18 protein-coding genes are annotated in these 19,503 nt (G+C 59.0%); 3 read left to right on the top strand and 15 right to left on the bottom strand.

Translation table 11 applies throughout. The features are described from left to right. Window positions 1–177 precede the first annotated feature (177 nt). Window positions 178–1,002: a substrate-binding periplasmic protein gene (locus ACOAP0_RS17835; protein ID WP_498377507.1), complete on the top strand. Its 825-nt coding sequence runs from the start codon at window positions 178–180 to the stop codon at window positions 1,000–1,002. 124 nt (window positions 1,003–1,126) lie between these two features. Here ACOAP0_RS17835 and ACOAP0_RS17830 read toward each other — a convergent pair whose 3' ends face one another. From ACOAP0_RS17830 to hemN, 3 genes are read right to left on the bottom strand one after another with little or no spacing between them, the layout of a single operon-like run. Continuing rightward, the gene (locus ACOAP0_RS17830) at window positions 1,127–2,263 is read right to left on the bottom strand and encodes a GGDEF domain-containing protein (protein ID WP_498391486.1); all 1,137 of its coding nucleotides are present in this window, start codon (window positions 2,261–2,263) and stop codon (window positions 1,127–1,129) included. A gap of 6 nt (window positions 2,264–2,269) precedes the next feature. Continuing rightward, a complete protein-coding gene (locus tag ACOAP0_RS17825) occupies window positions 2,270–2,953 on the bottom strand; it encodes a sulfite exporter TauE/SafE family protein (RefSeq protein ID WP_498377505.1) in 684 nt (227 codons plus the stop codon). A gap of 9 nt (window positions 2,954–2,962) precedes the next feature. Next, window positions 2,963–4,363 carry an oxygen-independent coproporphyrinogen III oxidase gene (gene hemN, locus ACOAP0_RS17820; protein WP_498377504.1) on the bottom strand — a complete coding sequence of 467 codons (1,401 nt, stop codon included), beginning with the start codon at window positions 4,361–4,363 and terminating at the stop codon, window positions 2,963–2,965. A gap of 196 nt (window positions 4,364–4,559) precedes the next feature. On the opposite strand from hemN, the gene fnr reads away from it, so the two are divergent. Next, the gene (fnr, locus tag ACOAP0_RS17815; RefSeq protein ID WP_087497099.1) at window positions 4,560–5,279 is read left to right on the top strand and encodes a fumarate/nitrate reduction transcriptional regulator Fnr; all 720 of its coding nucleotides are present in this window, start codon (window positions 4,560–4,562) and stop codon (window positions 5,277–5,279) included. A 15-nt stretch (window positions 5,280–5,294) separates the two neighbouring features. Here the strand turns inward: fnr and ACOAP0_RS17810 are convergent, their stop codons facing one another. The 9 genes from ACOAP0_RS17810 to ACOAP0_RS17770 all read right to left on the bottom strand — a co-directional run bounded on the left by ACOAP0_RS17810 (window position 5,295) and on the right by ACOAP0_RS17770 (window position 13,096). Next, complete coding sequence (locus ACOAP0_RS17810; protein WP_313878306.1) at window positions 5,295–5,531, bottom strand: hypothetical protein; 237 nt, start codon at window positions 5,529–5,531, stop codon at window positions 5,295–5,297. A 22-nt stretch (window positions 5,532–5,553) separates the two neighbouring features. Continuing rightward, a complete protein-coding gene (locus ACOAP0_RS17805) occupies window positions 5,554–5,832 on the bottom strand; it encodes a FixH family protein (RefSeq protein WP_087493538.1) in 279 nt (92 codons plus the stop codon). Between the two features lie 12 nt (window positions 5,833–5,844). After that, window positions 5,845–7,314, bottom strand: a complete 1,470-nt coding sequence (ccoG, locus tag ACOAP0_RS17800; protein ID WP_498377503.1) for a cytochrome c oxidase accessory protein CcoG — start codon at window positions 7,312–7,314, stop codon at window positions 5,845–5,847. Between the two features lie 27 nt (window positions 7,315–7,341). Continuing rightward, window positions 7,342–8,253, bottom strand: coding sequence for a cytochrome-c oxidase, cbb3-type subunit III (ccoP, locus tag ACOAP0_RS17795; protein ID WP_481873809.1), 912 nt, complete (start codon window positions 8,251–8,253; stop codon window positions 7,342–7,344). A gap of 18 nt (window positions 8,254–8,271) precedes the next feature. Continuing rightward, window positions 8,272–8,415 (bottom strand): cbb3-type cytochrome oxidase subunit 3, encoded by a 144-nt coding sequence (locus tag ACOAP0_RS17790; RefSeq protein WP_087497098.1) that lies wholly within the window; start codon window positions 8,413–8,415, stop codon window positions 8,272–8,274. 10 nt (window positions 8,416–8,425) lie between these two features. Next, complete coding sequence (gene ccoO, locus ACOAP0_RS17785; protein WP_087493535.1) at window positions 8,426–9,052, bottom strand: cytochrome-c oxidase, cbb3-type subunit II; 627 nt, start codon at window positions 9,050–9,052, stop codon at window positions 8,426–8,428. A 12-nt stretch (window positions 9,053–9,064) separates the two neighbouring features. Then, a complete protein-coding gene (gene ccoN / locus ACOAP0_RS17780; protein WP_087493534.1) occupies window positions 9,065–10,498 on the bottom strand; it encodes a cytochrome-c oxidase, cbb3-type subunit I in 1,434 nt (477 codons plus the stop codon). Between the two features lie 100 nt (window positions 10,499–10,598). Next, window positions 10,599–10,736: a cbb3-type cytochrome oxidase assembly protein CcoS gene (gene ccoS, locus ACOAP0_RS17775; RefSeq protein WP_087493533.1), complete on the bottom strand. Its 138-nt coding sequence runs from the start codon at window positions 10,734–10,736 to the stop codon at window positions 10,599–10,601. Between the two features lie 2 nt (window positions 10,737–10,738). After that, window positions 10,739–13,096 carry a heavy metal translocating P-type ATPase gene (locus tag ACOAP0_RS17770; RefSeq protein ID WP_498391485.1) on the bottom strand — a complete coding sequence of 786 codons (2,358 nt, stop codon included), beginning with the start codon at window positions 13,094–13,096 and terminating at the stop codon, window positions 10,739–10,741. 104 nt (window positions 13,097–13,200) lie between these two features. On the opposite strand from ACOAP0_RS17770, the gene ACOAP0_RS17765 reads away from it, so the two are divergent. After that, window positions 13,201–13,644, top strand: a complete 444-nt coding sequence (locus tag ACOAP0_RS17765; RefSeq protein WP_498377501.1) for a universal stress protein — start codon at window positions 13,201–13,203, stop codon at window positions 13,642–13,644. Window positions 13,645–13,689: 45 nt separating this feature from the next. Here ACOAP0_RS17765 and ACOAP0_RS17760 read toward each other — a convergent pair whose 3' ends face one another. Genes ACOAP0_RS17760 through ACOAP0_RS17750 form a run of 3 tightly spaced genes read right to left on the bottom strand, consistent with a single transcriptional unit; the run spans window position 13,690 to window position 19,499 of the window. Further along, window positions 13,690–14,760, bottom strand: a complete 1,071-nt coding sequence (locus ACOAP0_RS17760; protein WP_498377500.1) for an HD domain-containing phosphohydrolase — start codon at window positions 14,758–14,760, stop codon at window positions 13,690–13,692. A 15-nt stretch (window positions 14,761–14,775) separates the two neighbouring features. Beyond that, complete coding sequence (locus ACOAP0_RS17755; protein WP_498377499.1) at window positions 14,776–18,372, bottom strand: response regulator; 3,597 nt, start codon at window positions 18,370–18,372, stop codon at window positions 14,776–14,778. After that, window positions 18,369–19,499 carry an FIST signal transduction protein gene (locus ACOAP0_RS17750; protein ID WP_498377498.1) on the bottom strand — a complete coding sequence of 377 codons (1,131 nt, stop codon included), beginning with the start codon at window positions 19,497–19,499 and terminating at the stop codon, window positions 18,369–18,371. The genes ACOAP0_RS17755 and ACOAP0_RS17750 overlap by 4 nt, the downstream gene beginning before the upstream one ends. Window positions 19,500–19,503: the final 4 nt, after the last annotated feature.

Here is a 19,503-nt window from a genome sequence, read left to right as displayed (position 1 = left end):
ATCCAACCGGAAAACATGTACACGCTCTTTTCCAAGCTTCCAGGTCGCTCACTGCCCTCAGTGACCCCATTCGTGGGAGTTGTTTGTGAATAAGAAATACTGACAACCTCGCTAGCTCGAATAAACTGGATTCGTCAAATTCGTGAGCCCGTTTAGATACCTCGGAGTCTTCTTGTCATGCTTGGATTCGGTCCCAACCTGCGCGCACTGCTTTTGAGTCTGGCTCTTGCGGTTTCTGGTGCATCAGCCAGCCATGCCAAGTGCTCACGGGTGATTCAAGTGCCGGTGGCTCCGATCGGCCAGAGCGTAATCATCGACGGGGAAAGCATCAGTGGCATTTACCCCGAACTTTTGCGCAGCCTCACCGACAAAGAAGGCTGCAGTTTCACCTTCAATGAGGTGCCTCGGGCGCGGTTGGAAGTGTTGTTTGAGACTGGTCGTGCAGACCTGCTGATACCGGCCAGCAAGACACCAAAGCGCGACGCTTTTGGCACGTTCGTGGCCCTCGTACAAAACCGCCCCACTCTTTTGTCTCTGTCGTCCAACCGCGCGACCATCAAGACGCTGCGGGAGCTGCAGGATGACTCCACATTGAAAGTGGCTTTGGTGCGAGGTTTTGACTATGGTCCTGCATACCAGGATTTGGTGACCTCCCTTGCAAAGCAAGGGAGGTTAATCATGGATGTGGACGCCATATCAGTAGCTCGGTTGCTCAAGGCCGGCAGTGCACACGCAACCATCATGGCTTCGACCATACTGGCCGGAGCCATACAGGATGACGAGCGTGTGCGTGATTTACTGGATCGTCTTCGCATTGAACCGCTTGACGAGCCGCCATGGGGTACCAGCGGTGTCTACATTTCCAACAGTTCGCTCACTCCGCAAGACAGGGCGGCATTGCTGGAGGCATTGGAGCGTGCTGCACGATCCGGCGATGTATGGAAGGCCTTCCTCCGCTATTACAGCCCGGCCATCCTCAAAGGCAGCATCCGCCCGCTCTGAGTCAACTTAAGCTGCAGACGTAAACAGGCTGTCGCGAAACACACAGAGAGTCAGGGTCAGCGGCAGATATATTTCAGCGGACATGGGTCTATCGCCCCTTCCCTGCTTCACCCCTGTTGTGGCGTCAGACTGGGGGGAGGAATATCTCCACCCGGTCACGCCCGCCCTGCTTGGCGAGGTACATCGCACGGTCTGCAAGTTCCACCAGTCGCTTGGGGCTGGGGACGCCTTCGGAATACGCCACACCGATGCTACCCGTCATGGGCCGGCGCAGGCCAATGATGCTCTTGATGGATTCGCGAATGCGCTCAGCCACCACCAGCGCCTCGTTGAGCTTGGTATCGGGCAGGATGACGCAAAACTCCTCACCACCGTAGCGGGCTACATGGTCATAGGCACGAGCCTGGCTCTTGATGGCCAGCGAAACAAACATCAAAGCCTGATCTCCGGCCACGTGGCCAAATGCATCGTTATAGGCCTTGAAGCGATCCGCATCCACCATCAATAGACACAGTGGCGATTTGGAACGCTGGGACCGCGCAAACTCGTTGGCCAGCAACGTGTCAAAGGCACGACGATTCTTCAGGGCCGTGAGTGGATCAGTAAGGGTTTGTTCCTGCAAATCCTGGTTCAGCTCTTCGATGCGGCGCTGGTGGTTTTCAAGTTGTTGCTGGCGCAGTGTTTGCGCTTTGGCTACCAGCTCCAGTTCTGCATTGGCGCGGCGCAAGGCCAGCAACTGCACCACCTGACGGGAGAGCGCCTGGAGGGCCTCTGATTGGCGCTCGGTCAGTTTGCGGGGCACTTTGTCAATCACACAAACGGTACCAAGAGCGGCACCGGAGGGTGTCAGCAGCGGTGCGCCTGCATAAAAACGGATACCGGGGTCTCCGGTCACTAGCGGGTTATCGACGAAGCGCGCGTCCTGCAATGCATCAGGCACTTCCATGACCCGGTCAGGATCTACGATGGCATGGGCGCAAAAGGCCTGACCACGTGGGGTTTCCATGGCACTCAAGCCCAGTCTGGCCTTGAACCATTGGCGGTCTTCATCCACCAGCGAAATCAGGGCGATGGGGGTGTCGCAAATGAACGAGGCCAAGCTGACCACATCGTCATAGGCCTGTTCGGCAGGCGTATCCAGGATATTGAAGCTGCGCAGGTCTTCAATCCGTAGCTTCTCATCCAGGTTGGCGGGGTCGTGCATGCAGGCGGACTTTCCTTGGGTCTGCGTGGGCGATGGGCCGCCTGAAGACGATGTCATTCAGTGTCAGACGACGGCACACCATGGTGCTTTATTGTGCACCAATCCCATCCACAAAGCCCACGTTGAGGCCACTGCCAAAGCCGCTCCTGCTAGGCGTATACCCCAAGTGCCATCCCCCATGCGCGACAGACCTAACCGTAACCAGAGCCAGGGGCCTGCCATCATGGTGAGTGAGGTCCCCAGCGCAAAAAGGGCCATGGTCGCAGCGCCGGATTGCGGCTCCCCTGACAGGGAGGCCAGCAGCAAGGCGGAATACAGCAATCCGCAAGGCAGCAGGGACCACACCACGCCCAAGCCTATGGGAGCCGCAAGCGCACTTCCCGCAGAGACTTTGCGCACGCGGGCCCAGACACTGCGTGCACCGGCTTGCAGCCACAGAGGTTGCCGGCCTGTAAACAGAAGGACGAGCCCGAGAACCGTAGCCGCCACGTGCAGCAAGGACCAGACCGGCCGCAACGCAGCGGATTGCACGGTGAGCCAACCCAAGCCTTGCACCGAAGCAGCCGCAAGTGCCCCCAGCGCTGCATAGCCTATGACTCTGCCCGCTTGGAAACTCAGCATGGCCGTCGTACCTCTGGCGCCTGCGGCCTGCCCTATGCCTGCACAAGCCGCCCCGCACATGGCAAGACAATGGGGCCCGCCCACGAGGCCCATCAACAAAGCGGTAACTGCCAGAGACGACTGCATCCGGGCAGGTTAAATGATTTTGGAGAAGCGGGCGCGGGTACGGTCGGTTTGCAGGTAGCGGTCGAACACCATGGCGACGGCGCGCACAAAAAACCACCCTTGGCTGGTCACTTGGATACCGTTGTCATCCAGCGTCACCAGACCCTGCTCTTCCAAACCGCGCAAGGTATTGAGCTCAGCGGTAAAGTAGGTTTTGAAGTCCAGCAGATACGCAAGATTGATAGATTCAAACTGCAGCTGGCCTTGGCACATGAGCGCCATGATCACCGCACGGCGCACCAGGTCGTCACGTGTAACGGCCATGCCCCGCACGATGGGGAAGCGCCCTTGGTCCAGGTAGTCGTAATACTCTTCCAGCGTCTTGGCATTCTGGCTGTAAGTGGCACCGATGCGGCCGATGGCAGACACCCCCAAGGCAATCAAGTCGCAATCCGGCTGGGTGCTGTAGCCCTGGAAGTTGCGATGCAAGCGCCCCTGACGTTTGGCAATGGCCAGCGAGTCGTCCGGCAAGGCAAAGTGATCCATACCCACATACACATAGCCGGCCCCCATGAAGGATGCCAGTGAGTGCGCCAACATGGACACCTTGGAGGCGGCACCGGGCAGCTCCACTGTGGCGATACGCCGCTGGGGCTTGAAGCGCTCCGGCAGATGCGCATAAGCGTAGAGGGCAATGCGGTCAGGGCGCAAGGCATTCACTTGTGCGAGGGTACGGTCAAAGGACTCGGGGCTTTGGCGGGGCAAGCCGTAAATCAGGTCCACATTGATGGACTCAAATCCACGAGCCCGTGCCGCTTCGACCAAGGCAAATACCTGCTCGGCGGGCTGCACACGGTGCACAGCCTTCTGGACAGCGGGGTCAAAGTCTTGCACGCCGAAGCTCAGTCGGTTGAAACCCAGCTCGGCCAAGGTATCCAGGCGCGATGCATCAACCGTGCGGGGATCCACCTCTATGGAATATTCACCGCCGGCGGCAAAGCTGAAGTTGCGGCGCAGCATCGCCATGAGTTCCCGCAGTTCAGCATCGCTCAAAAAGGTGGGGCTGCCCCCACCCAAGTGCAACTGGCTGACGGACTGTCCCGTTCCCATCAATTTCGTGTGCAACTCCACTTCCCGGGTCAGGTAGCGCAAATACGTAGCTGCCTTGTCATGGTGCTTGGTGATAATCTTGTTGCAAGCGCAGTAGTAGCACAGCGATTCGCAAAATGGGATGTGCACATAGAGAGACAAGGGCAAGGCCAGCGCAGCAGCCCCGGACCGGCGTTGCTGCAAGGCTTGGGTGTAATCGTCCGCACTGAAGGCCTCGACAAAGCGATCTGCCGTCGGGTACGAGGTGTAACGCGGCCCGGAGACATCAAACCGGGTCAATAAATGTTCTGATATGGGTGCGGATGCAATGGCTGCGTTCATGAATACTCCAAGCTAGCGCACAGACTGTGACCGAAGCGCCCGCCAAGCTCCTTGATTTACATCAAGGAGTTTCAGGATGACCGGGACCATAATTGACTTGCATCAGGGGAACACCATGCTTGAACACGCAACACCTACCGCCAAGTCTCTCGACAACCATACGTCCATCGCGATCACGCCGGTCGGCACAGCGGCATTGAACCCCCACACCATCAAAGTGGCTTGCTCCAACTGCAACCTGCGCGAACTGTGCATGCCTTTGGGGTTGAGCGCTGCAGAGCTGGACAAGATTGACGACGTAGTGGCCAGCCGCCGCAAGATCAAACGCGGAGCAACCCTCTTCCGCAACGGAGAAAAGTTCACCAGCCTGTTTGCCATTCGCACCGGCTTCTTCAAAACGTGCGTTGCTTCTGAAGACGGCCGCGACCAAGTGACCGGCTTCCAGATGGCCGGTGAGATCGTAGGGCTCGATGGCATCGTGAACGACCACCACACGTGCGATGCAGTAGCCCTCGAAGATGCCGAAGTCTGCGTCATGCCCTTTGACCGCATTGAAGAGCTCTCGCGGGAAGTGAATTCGCTGCAGCGCCATGTCCACAAGATCATGAGCCGCGAAATCGTGCGTGAAAACGGCGTGATGCTCCTTCTGGGCAGCATGCGAGCCGAAGAGCGACTGGCTGCGTTTCTGCTGAACCTGGTTCAGCGCCTGCATGCCCGCGGCTTCTCGCAAAGCGAGTTGGTGTTGCGGATGACCCGCGAAGAGATTGGAAGCTACCTGGGTCTGAAGCTTGAGACCGTGAGCCGCACATTCTCCAAATTCGTGGAAGACGGCATTGTGGAAGTCAAGCAGCGCCATGTGCGCATCCTGAACACAGAGGCTCTGAAGGACATCGTCAACCCCAAGGTCTGCAACTGAGCGGGGCTCAAACTCCTAGTCGTTGACCTCGGCGGCACTCATATTGAGCAAGGCTGTCAAGGCGCTGGAGGCCAGCGTCACCCCCCAGAAAACGAAGAACGCCAAGGTGTAAATCCCTTGGCGTGAAAGCGGTAGCGCTGCATCGTGCCAATGCAGATCGTGCGGGTCAATGAATGCAAACACCACGATCTCCAGTACGCCGGCCGCCAGAAAAGCGGGCCAGACGACTGCCATCCATTTACCTGTCGGCATACATCGCTCCTGAAAATCCGCTTTAGCGCGGTGCAGTGGTGGGCACTACCCCTGTCGCTGCATGGTTTCGCGCCTGCATGGCTGGGGCCAGGCTCTCAGGCTTGGCCGCCAAAGACTTGTTGATGTCCAAGCCGGCCTGGTAGTAATTTTCATCGACGATGGGGTCCATGCCACGCACGGCAATGTAGAAGGTCAGGAAACTCGCCACCACCACGATGAGCGGACCGGAGACTACCAGCCACACATGACCGAACTTCCACCAGGGTGCTGGTGTGTTGGACGAAGTTGTAGGGTTGGACATAAGCAGTCTTTCTTAACGCGGAACAATAAATACGGACTTTTCAGTCACTACGGCAGACGCGGGGGCCGATTTCACCGTGAAATGGATGGGGTGCGAACCGGAAGCCGCACCTTCGTAGGGAAGCTGCACGCGGACGGCGATCCAACGCGATTCGGTAGGGCCGACCTCCATGCTGACATCGGTCGACACCGTTAACCCCGGCAGACCTTCGACGCTGACTTCATAGGTTTGCGGAGTTTCCCGGGTATTCATGATTTGCAGGCGGTACACATTCTCCAGACGACCGCCCGACACAATGCGGGCCAAAGTGCCGCGGTCGCGCTCCACATCCACTTTGAATGGCGGTCGCAACAACAGGCTGGTCAGCATCGCGATTACCACGGCCAGCAGGATGCCGGTGTAGATCAGCACTCGAGGTCGAAGCACATGGCGCAAGGTTTGGGAATTGGTCCAGTGCTGACTCAAGGCGTTCTGTGTAGAGTATTTCACCAAGCCACGGGCATAGCCCATTTTGTCCATTACGGTGTCACACACATCGGCACAAGCACCACAACCAATACATTCGTATTGCAAGCCTTTGCGGATATCAATACCGGTCGGGCAGACTTGCACGCACAAGCTGCAGTCCACACAGGCGCCCAGATTCAAGGTTGCGATGTCGGCCTTTTTGGAGCGGGCACCCCGTGGCTCCCCGCGCTCCTGGTCATAGGTCACGATCAAGGTGTCTTTGTCAAACATGGCGCTTTGGAAGCGCGCATAAGGACACATGTATTTGCAGACCTGCTCGCGCATGTAGCCCGCATTGCCGTAAGTGGCAAAGCCGTAGAACAACACCCAGAAGGTTTCCCAAGGGCCCATGGACAACGCCATGAATTCAGCGCCCAGACTGTGGATGGGTGTGAAGTAACCCACGAACGTGAATCCGGTCCACAAGCCAACGGCAATCCACATCAGCTGCTTGGCTGCTTTGCGCCAGACTTTATCGAGATTCCAAGGACCTGCGTCACGCCGCATGCGGGCAGAGCGGTCTCCTTCCGCCAGCTTTTCCAACCAAAGGAAAATTTCGGTGTACACCGTTTGCGGACAGGCATAGCCGCACCACAAACGCCCTGCTACCGCCGTAAACAAAAACAAGGACAGTGCGGAGATCACCAGAATGCCGGTGAGATACACAAAGTCCTGCGGGTACAGCACAAGGTTGAAGATATAGAACCGCCGAGCCCCGAGATCAAACAGCACCGCTTGGCGCTGCCCCCACTCCAACCATGGCAATCCATAAAACACCAACTGGGTCAGGAAGACCAACGCCCACCGCCACTTCGAGAAGTAGCCCGACACGCTGCGCGGATAAATCTTCTTGTGCGCTTCGTACAGGGCAATCGTCTCCTCGTCGGCACCGGGTGGCGGGGCAATAGGCCCCTTGTCCGGTGACGCGACGATAGGAATGATTTTCTTCTCTGCAGTGGAGGCGGGTACGCTCAAGGAATGTCCTTTGCTTGGCAGCCGGCTTTACTTGGCCGCACCAGTGTTGGAGAAACCCCAGACATAGGACGCCAGAACCTTGATCTGCGCGGGAGACAGTTTTTGCGCCTGCGCGGGCATCTGGTTGACCTTGCCGTTGTTCACCATGGCGATGATGGCGTTTTCGCCATAGCCGTGTAACCAGATGTCGTCGGTGAGGTTCGGTGCACCGAGCGCCTGGTTGCCCTTGCCGTCTGCACCGTGGCAGGCTGCACAAGCTGCGAACTTGGGCTTGCCCAGAGCAGCGCGCACCGAGTCGTTAGGGCTTCCCGACAGGCTGAGCACATAGTTCGCTACGTTCTTCACGTCATCTGCGGTACCAACGGCTGCTGCCATGGGTGGCATCTGGCCGATACGACCCTGGTTCAGTGTCTCGATGATCTTGTCGGGTGTACCGCCGTGCAGCCAGTCAGCATCGGTCAGGTTGGGAAAGCCTTTGGAGCCATGGGCGTCCGAACCGTGGCATTGGGAGCAGTTGTTCATGAACAAACGCTCGCCGATGGCATGGGCCTGAGGGTCCTTGGCCATGTCTTCAGGCGTCATGCTGTCAAAGCGCGCATAAATGGGCGCGATGTCGGCTTCACCCTTGGCGATTTCGGCTTGCAGCTGGCCGGTCGAAGTCCAGCCCAGCTTGCCGGCGGAATTGCCCAAGCCGGGGTAGAAGGCCAGATACACGCCGGCAAACACGATGGTGATGACAAACAAGCCTACCCACCAACGGGGCAAAGGATTGTTCATTTCACGCAGGTCGCCGTCCCAGACGTGACCGGTAGTGTTGTCATTGGCGGTCATGGCCTTGGCTTTGCCGCTGAACCACAACAGGAACAGACAGGCCACGATGCCGATGACCGTGACGGCGGTCACGTAGACCGACCAGAAGTTGCTTGTGAAGTCACTCATTTTGATTCCTTTTGGGGCTCAGTCCTGCTCGAAAGGCAGGTTGGCGGCCTCTTGAAAGTCGCTGGAACGGCTCTTGGACCAGGCCCAGCGAACAATGGCGATAAAGACCACGAAACTGATAACCGTGGTGATAGAGCGCAGGTTGTTGACATCGATGTCCATGGTCATCCCCTTACTTCAGTGCCAGGCCCAGAACCTGCAGGTAAGCGATGGTGGCTTCCAGCTCGGTCTTGCCCTTGACTTCTTCCGAGGCCTTGGCGATCTGCTCGTCCGTGTAAGGCACACCCACTTTGCGCAAGGCGCGCAGGTGCGATGGCAGGGACTCGGCATCCACCAGGTTTTTCTCCAACCAGGGGTAGGCCGGCATGTTGGACTCAGGCACCACATCACGTGGGTTGGTCAAGTGAATGCGATGCCATTCATCGCTGTACTTGCCGCCCACACGGGCCAGGTCCGGACCGGTACGCTTGCTGCCCCACTGGAAGGGGTGGTCATACACCGACTCGCCTGCCACGGAGTAGTGGCCGTAACGCAGTGTCTCGGCCCGGAAGGGGCGGATCATCTGCGAGTGGCAGTTGTAGCAACCTTCACGTATGTACACATCACGCCCGGCCAATTGCAAGGCGGTGTAGGGCTGGATGCCCTGGAGGGGCTCTGTGGTGGATTTCTGGAAGAACAGCGGAACAATTTCCACCATACCGCCTGCCAGCAACACCAGCAGGATCAGCACGATCATCAGAAAGTTGCTGGTCTCGATCTTCTCGTGCGACAGACCGGATGTACTTTTTTCGTTTGCCATACAAAGGTCCTTTTAAGCGTGGGCTGCTGCGGGAATGGCCACGGTATTGGCGCGTCCTGCAGTAGCAGTCATCAGGGTGTTCCAGAGCATGATCAGCATGCCGCCGAGGTACAGCAGGCCGCCCAACAAGCGCAACACATAGAAGGGGTAGGTCGCTTTAACCGACTCCACGAAGGTGTAGGTCAAGGTACCGTCAGGGTTGATGGCGCGCCACATCAGGCCTTGCATCACACCGGCAATCCACATGGCAGCGATGTAAATCACGATACCGATAGTGGCAGTCCAGAAGTGCAACTCAATCGCTTTGACGCTGTACATCTGCTTGCGGCCGAACAGGCGGGGAATCAGGTAGTACATGGAACCCATGGTCACCAGACCCACCCAACCCAAGGCGCCGGAGTGCACGTGGCCCACAGTCCAGTCGGTGTAGTGGCTCAGGGCGTTCACGGTCTTGATGGACATCATGGGGCCCTCGAAAGTGGACATGCCGTAGAAGGACAAGGACACGATCAGGAAGCGAAGGATGGGGTCGTCACGCAGTTTGTGCCACGCGCCGCTCAGAGTCATTACGCCGTTGATCATGCCGCCCCAGCTGGGTGCCAACAGAATCAGCGAGAACACCATGCCGACAGACTGGGTCCAGTCCGGCAAGGCGGTGTAATGCAAATGGTGTGGACCCGCCCACATGTAAGTGAAGATCAGCGCCCAGAAGTGGACGATGGACAGGCGGTAGCTGTACACAGGCCGTTCTGCCTGCTTGGGAATGAAGTAGTACATCATGCCCAGGAAGCCGGCGGTCAGGAAGAAGCCCACAGCATTATGGCCGTACCACCACTGAACCATGGCGTCTTGCACACCAGCGTAGGCGGAATACGATTTCATGAAGCCTGCGGGGATCGCTGCACTGTTCACCAGGTGGAGGATGGCCACCGCAATGATGAACGCACCAAAGAACCAGTTGGCTACATAGATGTGCTTGACCTTGCGGGTTCCGACGGTTCCGAAAAACACCACCGCGAACGACACCCAGACCAGTGTGATCAGGATGTCAATCGGCCATTCCAGCTCCGCGTATTCCTTGCCGGAGGTGTAACCCAATGGCAGAGAAATGGCTGCTGCCAGGATCACCAGCTGCCAACCCCAGAAGGTGAATGCGGCCAGCTTGTCGCTGAAGATGCGCACGTGACAGGTGCGCTGCACGACGTAATAGGCAGAAGCGAACAAGCCGCAACCGCCGAACGCAAAAATCACTGCATTCGTATGCAGCGGGCGCAAGCGCCCATAGGTGAGCCACGGAATACCGAAGTTGAGTTCGGGCCAGGCGAGTTGGGCGGCGATGATCACGCCCACCAACATGCCGACCACCCCCCAGACCACGGTCATGATGGCGAACTGGCGCACAACGGTATCGTTGTACACCGTCGCCTGCTGATTTGGAAATGCCATATTTACCTCTTCTTGGATTACTTCAAAGCAAGTGTCTGCCGGGCTTTACAAACGCGGGTTGACCCAAATCAACCGGCAGAGAAAAAGCGGGGAACCTTTTTCAGGGTTCGCGCAAAATGCGCTCACCCTCGGATTCGATGTCCTCGAACTGGCCGCGGTCAATGGCCCACCAGAGACCTGCCAGAATGAAAAACACCAGCACCACCGACAGGGGAACCAACAAATACAAGATGTCCATGACTACTCCTGGGTGAGTGGAAAGAGAGGCGCCGTGTGCGTTGCCGCAGGGGCAGGCGAACTCAAAGGCGCGGAGAGGCGCAAGGCGTTCAACACCACCAGCAAGGAGCTGCAGGCCATGCCCAAACCGGCCAGCCATGCTGGCAAATAGCCGGCTACGGCCAAAGGAATGCAAGCTGCGTTGTAGGCCAAGGCCCACCAAAGGTTCTGGCGCACCACCTGCATGGTTTTGCGGGCCAGCATCCATGTGCTGCTCACGCTGGCCAACTTGTCACCCATGGCTACGAAATCAGATCGCGATTGCGCAATCGGCACCGCGCGCCCGAAGGCAAATGACACATGCGCGCCTGCCAGCACCGGCCCGTCGTTCAAACCGTCGCCCACCATGGCCACCACGTGCCCGTCAGCCTGCAGCTGCTGCATATAGGTCAACTTGTCCGACGGCGAGCACGCGCCACGCACATGAGCGATGCCCAATCGGCTGGCCATGGTGCGGGCCGCTTCTACACGGTCGCCGGATAAGAGATGCACCCCTATTCCCATGCTTTGCAAGGTGCGCACCACCTGCACGGCATCTTCACGCACTTCTTCTTGCAAATGGAAGCTGGCCACCCAGCCTGAAGCATCGCTCAAGTGCACGACCGGACCTTGTGCCTTAGCCGATAACAACTCTGGCGGAACACCGCCACAAAACGATGCGCCCCCCAAGCGGAAGCGCCCCTCCACGAGACCATCTATCGTCAATTCCATGCTGATATCCGCTTCTACCCCCTGCCCCGCCACTTCGTGCGAGTTGTTTACGTGCAGGGGGCATATGCCTTCGCGCTCCGCAGCCAGCACCAACGCCCTTGATAGCGGATGCAGGGACTGCGACAGTCCGGCGGCAGCGGCCAAGGCTGAAGCCCGGTTAACGCCAGCACGACAGGCGACCGATTGCAGAGCCATAGCATCGCGGGTCAGTGTCCCGGTTTTATCAAACACCACGGTATCGGCAGCCGCCAGAGTTTCCAAGGCGGGCAAGCTGCGGACCAGGAGCCCGTTGCGTGCCAGATTTCCAGCTGCCGCGAGCATGGCCGCTGGAGTCGCAAGCGACAAAGCACAAGGGCAGGTCACCACCAACACCGCGACCGCCACCATCAGGGCATGGGCAGGGTCGGTCGGCCACCACCAGATGGCGGCACCTACAGCAGCGAGGAGCACGCCGATCAAAAAGGGTTTAGCCCAACGGTCGGCCATCTGCGCCGCGCCGGGCTTGGTGAGGGAGGCACTTTCCATGAGGGCCAGAATCTGGGCAAAACGGGTGGACTCCCCCAAGGTTTGCACCCGCACCAGCACAGTGCCCAACAGGTTGTGGCTGCCTGCAATGACGCCCTGCCCCAAACCGCGCTGCAGAGCATGCGACTCACCGGTCAGCAAGGATTCGTCCACCAGGGTGTACCCCTGCTCGATCACACCGTCAGCCGCAAAGGTCTCCCCGGCGTGCACCTGCATCAGGTCACCCACCACCAGCCGACGCACCGCCACACGCTCATAACTGCCGTCGGCAGCCCTTCGCTGCACGCTGTCGGGCATGCGGTTCATCAGCGCCTCCAGCGCACCTGCGGTACGGTCGCGCAAGCGCAGCTCCAGCCAGCGGCCGGTCAGCAAAAAGAAAACAAACATGGTGAGCGAGTCGAAATACACCTCGCGTCCGAATAGCCCGGCCGGATCAAAAGTACCCGCTGTGCTGGCTGCAAACGTGATCCACATCCCGATGGCCACGGGCAGGTCCATGCTGATACGGGCGTGGCGTACGTCCGCCCATGCCTTGCGGAAAAACGGACCGCAAGAGAACAGGATGACCGGCAGCGACAAGACCCACGAGGCCCAACGCAGCAATTGCTCGTACTCGCCGGTCAGGTCGCCGGGGCGTGCCTGATAGGCAGGCCACGCATACATCATCACTTGCATCATGCACAGGCCGGCCACCAGCCACTGCCAGAGTGCCTTGCGGGATTCGGCCTTGCGGCGCTCCAAGGCGAACACATCGTTCGCAGGCACCGCGCGGTACCCAGCAGCTTGCACCGCGTGCATCCACTCAGAAGGCTTGACCTGGTCTTGCGACCAGCGCACTTGCGCGCGCTGACTGGCTGCGCTTACCCTGGCTTCCTGCACGCCGGGCACGCTGCGCAATGCATCCTCTATCGTCATGGCACAGGCAGCGCAGTGCATGCCCTCGATCACGACATTCGACTCCCAGCAACCGGGCGCTGTGCCCGACGCGCGGCTGAAGGCAGTCCACTCAGCCGGACTATCGACGACGGCAAGCGAATCCCTGTCCAAAGGCAGAGAAGTGGGAGCATTGGCCGGAGTGCTGATCATTGCAAAGGATTCTGAGTCGGTGGAGCAGAACGAACCTTGATGCAAATCAAGTCTTTCAGGGATGGACGGCGTAACCTGAATGCTCACAACACAGGAGCCTCACCATGTACCAACGTATTCTTGTCACCACCGACGGCAGCAAACTCTCGCAAAAGGCCGTAAGCACCGCGATTTCCCTGGCCGGTCTGTGCGGCGCCGAACTCATCGCGCTCAAAGTGGTGCCCCGCTACCCCCAGACCTACTTCGAAGGCGGTATCGCTCTTGCCGGTGACGATATCAAGCAGGTGGAAAAAGCCTGGAGCGACGCTGCCCAGAAAGTGGTCGACGCCGTCAAAAAGACCGCAGAGTCCAAGAAAGTGGTAACCAAAGCCGTCGTAGTGCGATCCGATGTGGTCTCAGACGCGGTTTTGGCCACCATCAAGAAGCACAGTTGCGATCTGGTCATCATGGCGTCTCACGGTCGCAAGGGCATCAAGCGACTGCTCTTGGGCAGCGAAACCCAGCACGTGCTCACCCACGCAACCATTCCTGTGCTGGTTTTGAAGTAAATGTGGCTCTAGCGCCCGTGCAATGTGCGCGGACTGCTCCTGAAATCAGAGCAGTTTAGAAGGGGTGAAAGAGAACTCTTCCTCTTCCTGGTACCGGTCGCGAATCGCCAAGACGTCGTCAAACCCGTCCAGGAAGGCTTGCACACATTGCGGATCAAAGTGAGTGCCGGAGCCGGCGTTTAGAAAGTCCACCGCCTGCTCCAGGGACCAGGCTTTTTTGTAGGGACGCTCCGAGGTCAAAGCATCAAACACGTCTGCCACCGCGACGATGCGGCTGAAGATCGGAATAGCCTCGCCCTTGAGGCCTTGCGGGTAGCCGCTGCCGTCGTACTTTTCATGGTGGCCCAGCGCGATTTCCGCCCCCGCCTGCAGCACCCGTGAGTTGCTGTTTTTCAGCAGTTCGTATCCGAATGCAGCGTGCTGCTTCATGATCTCAAACTCGGCGGCATCCAACCGGCCGGGCTTCAAAAGGATGTTGTCGGTAATGCCCACTTTGCCGATGTCGTGCATGGGGGCAGCTTCCAGCAACAGCTCCTGTTCTTCCGGCGGCAAACCCAGCTTCTTGGCAATCAGCTGGGAATAGTGCGCCATGCGCAGGATGTGCGCGCCGGTTTCCGGGTCGCGGAACTCAGCGGCCTTGCACAGGCGAAAAACGGTATCCCGCTCACGCTGCAAAATTACTTCTGTGGCTTTGCGCACTTCGGACGACAGCCACTCGGCGTGGTCGGCCAATTTGCGGCGTGCGCTGCTCAAGCTCAGCATGTTTTTGGCGCGAGCCAGGAACTCGACCTTGTCGACCGGCTTGGCCAAAAAGTCGTTGGCACCCGAGTCCAGTGCACGGTAACGCACCTGCTTCTGGTCATTGGCCGTGATCATCAGGATGGGCACGTCCACGCAATTGGGCAGCGCCCGGAAGCGTTGGATGAATTCCAGACCATCGATGTCCGGCATCATGTAATCCACGATCACCAAGTCAGGGGTGTGCGTCGCAGCCCATGCCAGTCCGTCCAAGGGGCTGGCGAAGCTGTAGCTCTGACAGTTGTCCAGCTTTTTGATCAGCGCGCCGAAAAGAATCAGATTGATTTCGGTATCGTCAATGATCAGTACTTCCTGCATGGTCACAGTATCGCCTTAAATCTGACCGCCGAACCCGGCAGACCGGTTGCGCAAAATCACCATGAGGCGCTCTACCTCATGTATCAGAGGCTCCACGACACCGCCTACTGAAGCCTTGTCCGCAAAAGCAGCCATGGCCTCCAGGCGATGCGCGAGATTACTGGCAGGTGCAGCACCGAAAAGGGCGAGAGTTCCCTTCAGGGCATGCGCCACGTGCAGTAAACCGTTGAAGTCACCCGCTGAAGCCAAGTTACCCAACCGTTCTTTGTCTTTGGGCCATTGCTCCATGAAGGCATCCGCCACGATATCCACCATTTCCTGATCCGCCTCACTCAAAGCTTGGGCGTAATCAAAATTGCCTTGGTCCAGCATCGCCAGGATGGAGGGCGAAATATCCCCACTCTCTTCGGCATCAGGCTCTTCGGGCGCAGCGTGAGAGAGTTGCAAGATTTTCTGTTGCAGCTCCTCCGACTTGATGGGCTTGGCAATGTAGTCATCCATGCCGGCTTCGAGGCAGAGATTGCGGTCCGACTCCATGGCATTGGCCGTCATGGCAATGATGGGAATGCGTCGGCCGCGCTCATTGGCCCGGATATGGCGGGTCGCTTCCAGCCCATCCATCACCGGCATCATCATGTCCATCAGGATCAGGTCGTACGGCCGTTTGGGCAGCATGTCGAGTGCAATTTGTCCGTTGCCGGCCACGTCCACATGATGCCCCCAGCGCTGCAGCAAGGTAACCGCCAGTTTCTGGTTTATGGCATGGTCCTCTACCAGCAGGATGTCCAGGACCGGATGGGAGTCACGGATGGAGTGGCGGGTGACCAGCACCTCAGGCCGCACCTTGTGCATTTGCAAGACGCCTGAAACCATCTGCAGCAAGTCCTGCCGCGCAATCGGTTTGGACAGGTAGCCCGCAATACCCACCTGGCGTGAACGTTGACCGTCGCCTTTCATGCCGGCGGACGACAGCAGCACCATGGGCAAGCTGCTGCAATTGGGGAGGCCACGGACCAAGGGCGCAGTTGAGAATCCGTCCATCTCAGGCATTTGCCCATCCAACAACACCAGATCGCAGGGCACCTGCGCATTCGCGGCGGTTTGTTGACTCAGCCAATCCAGCGCCGCGCGGCCGGAATCCGCCTGGCTGGTGCGGGCCCCGAAGGAGTGCAGCATGCCGCAGACCACTTCGCGGTTGACCAGGTTGTCGTCGACCACCAGGATGTGCAGGCCATCCAACCGGATCAAGGCTGCGGTCTCTACAGGCGCAGAAGTATCTTTGACCAGCGCCACGGTGAAGTGGAACACGCTGCCCTGCCCCGGTGTGCTTTCCACCCAGATCGTTCCACCCATGCCCTCGACCAGGCGGGCACAGATGGTCAAGCCCAATCCCGTGCCACCGTACTTTCGGGTGGTGGAGCTGTCCTCCTGGGAGAACGCATCAAAAATACTGCCCAATTTGTTGGCAGGAATGCCGATACCGGTGTCGCTCACAGCGAGGTGAAGCAGGGGCTTTCCGTTGGACGCCACTTCCTGGCGGATACGCAACACCACTTCGCCGCGCTCGGTGAACTTGATGGCGTTGCCCAATATATTGACCAGCACCTGGCGCAAGCGGCCCGGGTCGCCGACCAGTGCGCGCGGCACATCTGGGGCCACGTCCCACACCACTTCAAGCCCTTTGTCATGGGCGCGCAGCACCACGGTCTTGAGGGTGTCGGCCACCGTGCGTTCCAGGTTGAAGGGAATGGACTCAATGTCCATCTTGCCGGCTTCAATCTTGGAGAAATCCAGAATGTCGTTAATCACCCGCAGCAAGGCTTCGGACGAGGACTTCACGATGTTCAGGTATTCCTGTTGTTCTGCGTCCAGTGTGGTGTCCAGCAGCAGCTCGGTCATGCCGATCACCCCGTTCATGGGCGTGCGGATTTCATGGCTCATGTTGGCCAGGAAGTCAGACTTGGCGTGGTTGGCCGCCTCCGCCGCGTCCTTGGCCTTTTGCAACTCTTCGGAGATGTGACGGGCTTGGGTGACATCGGTCAGGAAGCCGTTCCACACAATATGGCCGTTCGCCTTGTGCTGCGGTTGAGACTCGCCACGTACCCAGAAAATCTCCATGGTCTGGGCATTGACCATCCTGAAATCCATGCCCCAAGGAGCACCAGCAGCGGAAGCTTCGACCAGTGACTGCGCCACCGAGGTGCGATCTTGCGGGTGTACACACTGCAAAAACGCATTGGAGTCGGTGGTCATCACCTCGGTGCGCACCCCCATCATGGTTTCGGCGGCATGGCTCATGAAGGCAATCTTGAACAAGCCACCTTTGGTCACGAAATACTGGAATACCGCCACCGGTATGTGCCGGGTCACCTCCCGCAGGCGCTCGTCAGCCTCTTTGGCCAGCGTGACGTCCTGCCAGATACCCGTAAAAATGGTGGCACCATCCTGCCCGGTTTCAGGCTCGGGGCTGACCTCGGTGCGGATCCAGCGAATTGTCTTGTTGGGCAATTGAATGCGGTATTCGCCCTGCCACGCCTCACGCCGCTGGGCTGCCAGATAAATGCCGTCGCGCACCAGGGGCCAGTCTTCTTCCAGCACCTGCCTCGAGGCGGACTTGGGGTCATCCAGCAGCTGTTGCACGCTGATGCCCCGCACTTCCTGGACCCGGTCATTCACAAAGGTGTAGCGCTGACCGCGTTCGCTTACATGGACCTGGAACACCACGCCGGGCAGCGTGTTGGTGATGTGCCGCAGGCGCGCTTCGGCGGCCTTGATGTTCACTTCCATGCGCTTGCGGGCCGTGATGTCCGTGCGGATGGCGATGTACATATTGGGCTTGCCGCTCTCGTCCTTGAGAGGCACGATGGTGGCGTCCACCCAATAAAGCTGGCCGGACTTGGAGCGATTGCAAATTTCACCCCGCCAGACTTTTCCCGACGAGATGACAGCCCACAGGTTGGTGAAATACACCTTGTCCTGCACGCCCGAATTGATCATCCGGTGGTTCTGGCCCAGTAACTCCCCGCGGGAGTAACCACTGAGCTGGCAGAACTTGTCGTTGGCGTAAACGATGTCACCCGCCGCGTTCGTGGTGCTCACGATGGCGTGCTGATCCAGCGCGAACTTCTGGTTGGCCAAATCGGTCAGGGCGAACTGCAGGTCCTTCTGGCTGTCTTCCTTCTGGCGCACCAATGTGCCCATCAGCTCCGACAAGGATTCCAGAGAATCGTCGATCAGGGGCGGATGATCCGGATCTACCTGCGCCATCAGTGCCGATGCCGTGGCGCGCAGGGAGTCCATGGCACGCGTGCGGCTTTCCAGTTCATCACGCAGGCGCGTGTTGCTGGCGGTCAGGTCGACAGAGCTGAGTTCGAGGCTGCGGCTTTTGAGCTCGAGGTCCCGGTCGTTCTGCAGGTAAGCCTCTTCCACTTGATGCAACAAAGGCCCGAGGCCTTTGATCGCCTGCAAGGCAGCCGGGGACAGCGGTACGCCCTCTTGCAAACCTCCAAGCTCCTGCTGCACAGTGGCCCAAGCCTGCGGGTCCAACCCCAGGTTCCGTTTGACCTGCCTGGCCAGCAATTTGTGATGCAAGGGACGCCCCGCCTCTGTCATGCCGATTCCGAAAAATAGGTAATGGTCATCGTCTGGTTATGCAGGAGACACTGCGCCCCATTGTGCGCCGGACTGATTTCACCATACGAATAAAAACCGGCCAGAGTCGGTCCTTTTCCTACAACGGCAGCCACGGCCTCCACTTCCTCATCCACACGCCCACCCATGACCAGCTTGCGTCCCACGCAGCTCACCATCAAGGCCAGTCCGTCAGCCTGTTGGATCTTCAGTCCCTGGGCAGCTTGCTCTGCACCATTCACCAGCGCGTCAGTGCCTGCCTGCATCATGCGCAAGTAACCGCCCTCCTCCACGTCGCCGGCCAGCGTGATGCTGCCCTCGGCCTCATCGATACCGAGAATGGTGCGCAACAAACCTTCCTCTTTCCCGCCTGCCGACACCACCGAGAACGGGAACAGCAATCCGGACGCAGGCAAATCTTTGGCGTGCTCCCCGAGATAGCGTTTGTAGGTCGCCAACGCCGGCTCGCCATCCAGGGTGAAAAGTACATTGCGACGGGCTTTGGTCACCCGCCGAGCAGGGCCGAAGGCTGACCAGCCGCCATACACCCCGTGAGACACCTGCAAGTCGCTGCCATACAAGCCAGCACACACCAGCCGGGTAGCACTGACGCCCGTGTGATCCAGCACCACGGTTCGCACGAAGGCTGCGCCGTCGCCGGCCAGACCGCCCACAATCGGCACGTCCGCGCCCAGCACGTGCGACATGCCGAGGATCAATGCGCTGCCATTGATCTGGACGCCCTGCCCGAGCACGACCACGGCACGCAGACCATCACGCGGCAAACCGGACGCCAGGCGAACACCCGCGTCAAAGGAATCGTCCATGTCTTTGAGGTCTGTGGCGGCGGGCTGCATGCAGGTGGAGTCCCAGCGGACGGCTGTCAGCGCCAGAGAATCGTCGGCCACCCCGTCGCCGGAAATTTCGCCGGCTGTGGAGCACCCCATCAGGACGGCACCGGCGAAGGCCTTGCTCAGTTCGGGTTGGGCAGATCGCAACAGGTCTTCATTGCCGAAGGCCAGCACCCATTGGGGCCCGGATGCAGCCATGGCAGACAAGCCCTCCGCAGCTGGAGAACTGGTGCGCCATGTGGCTTGAGATACTTGCATGCGT

The organism is Curvibacter sp. Hmag1.1, from assembly GCF_059769165.1.
Note: the sequence above shows the minus strand (reverse complement) of the source record. Positions and strands in the feature narration are given on the sequence as shown.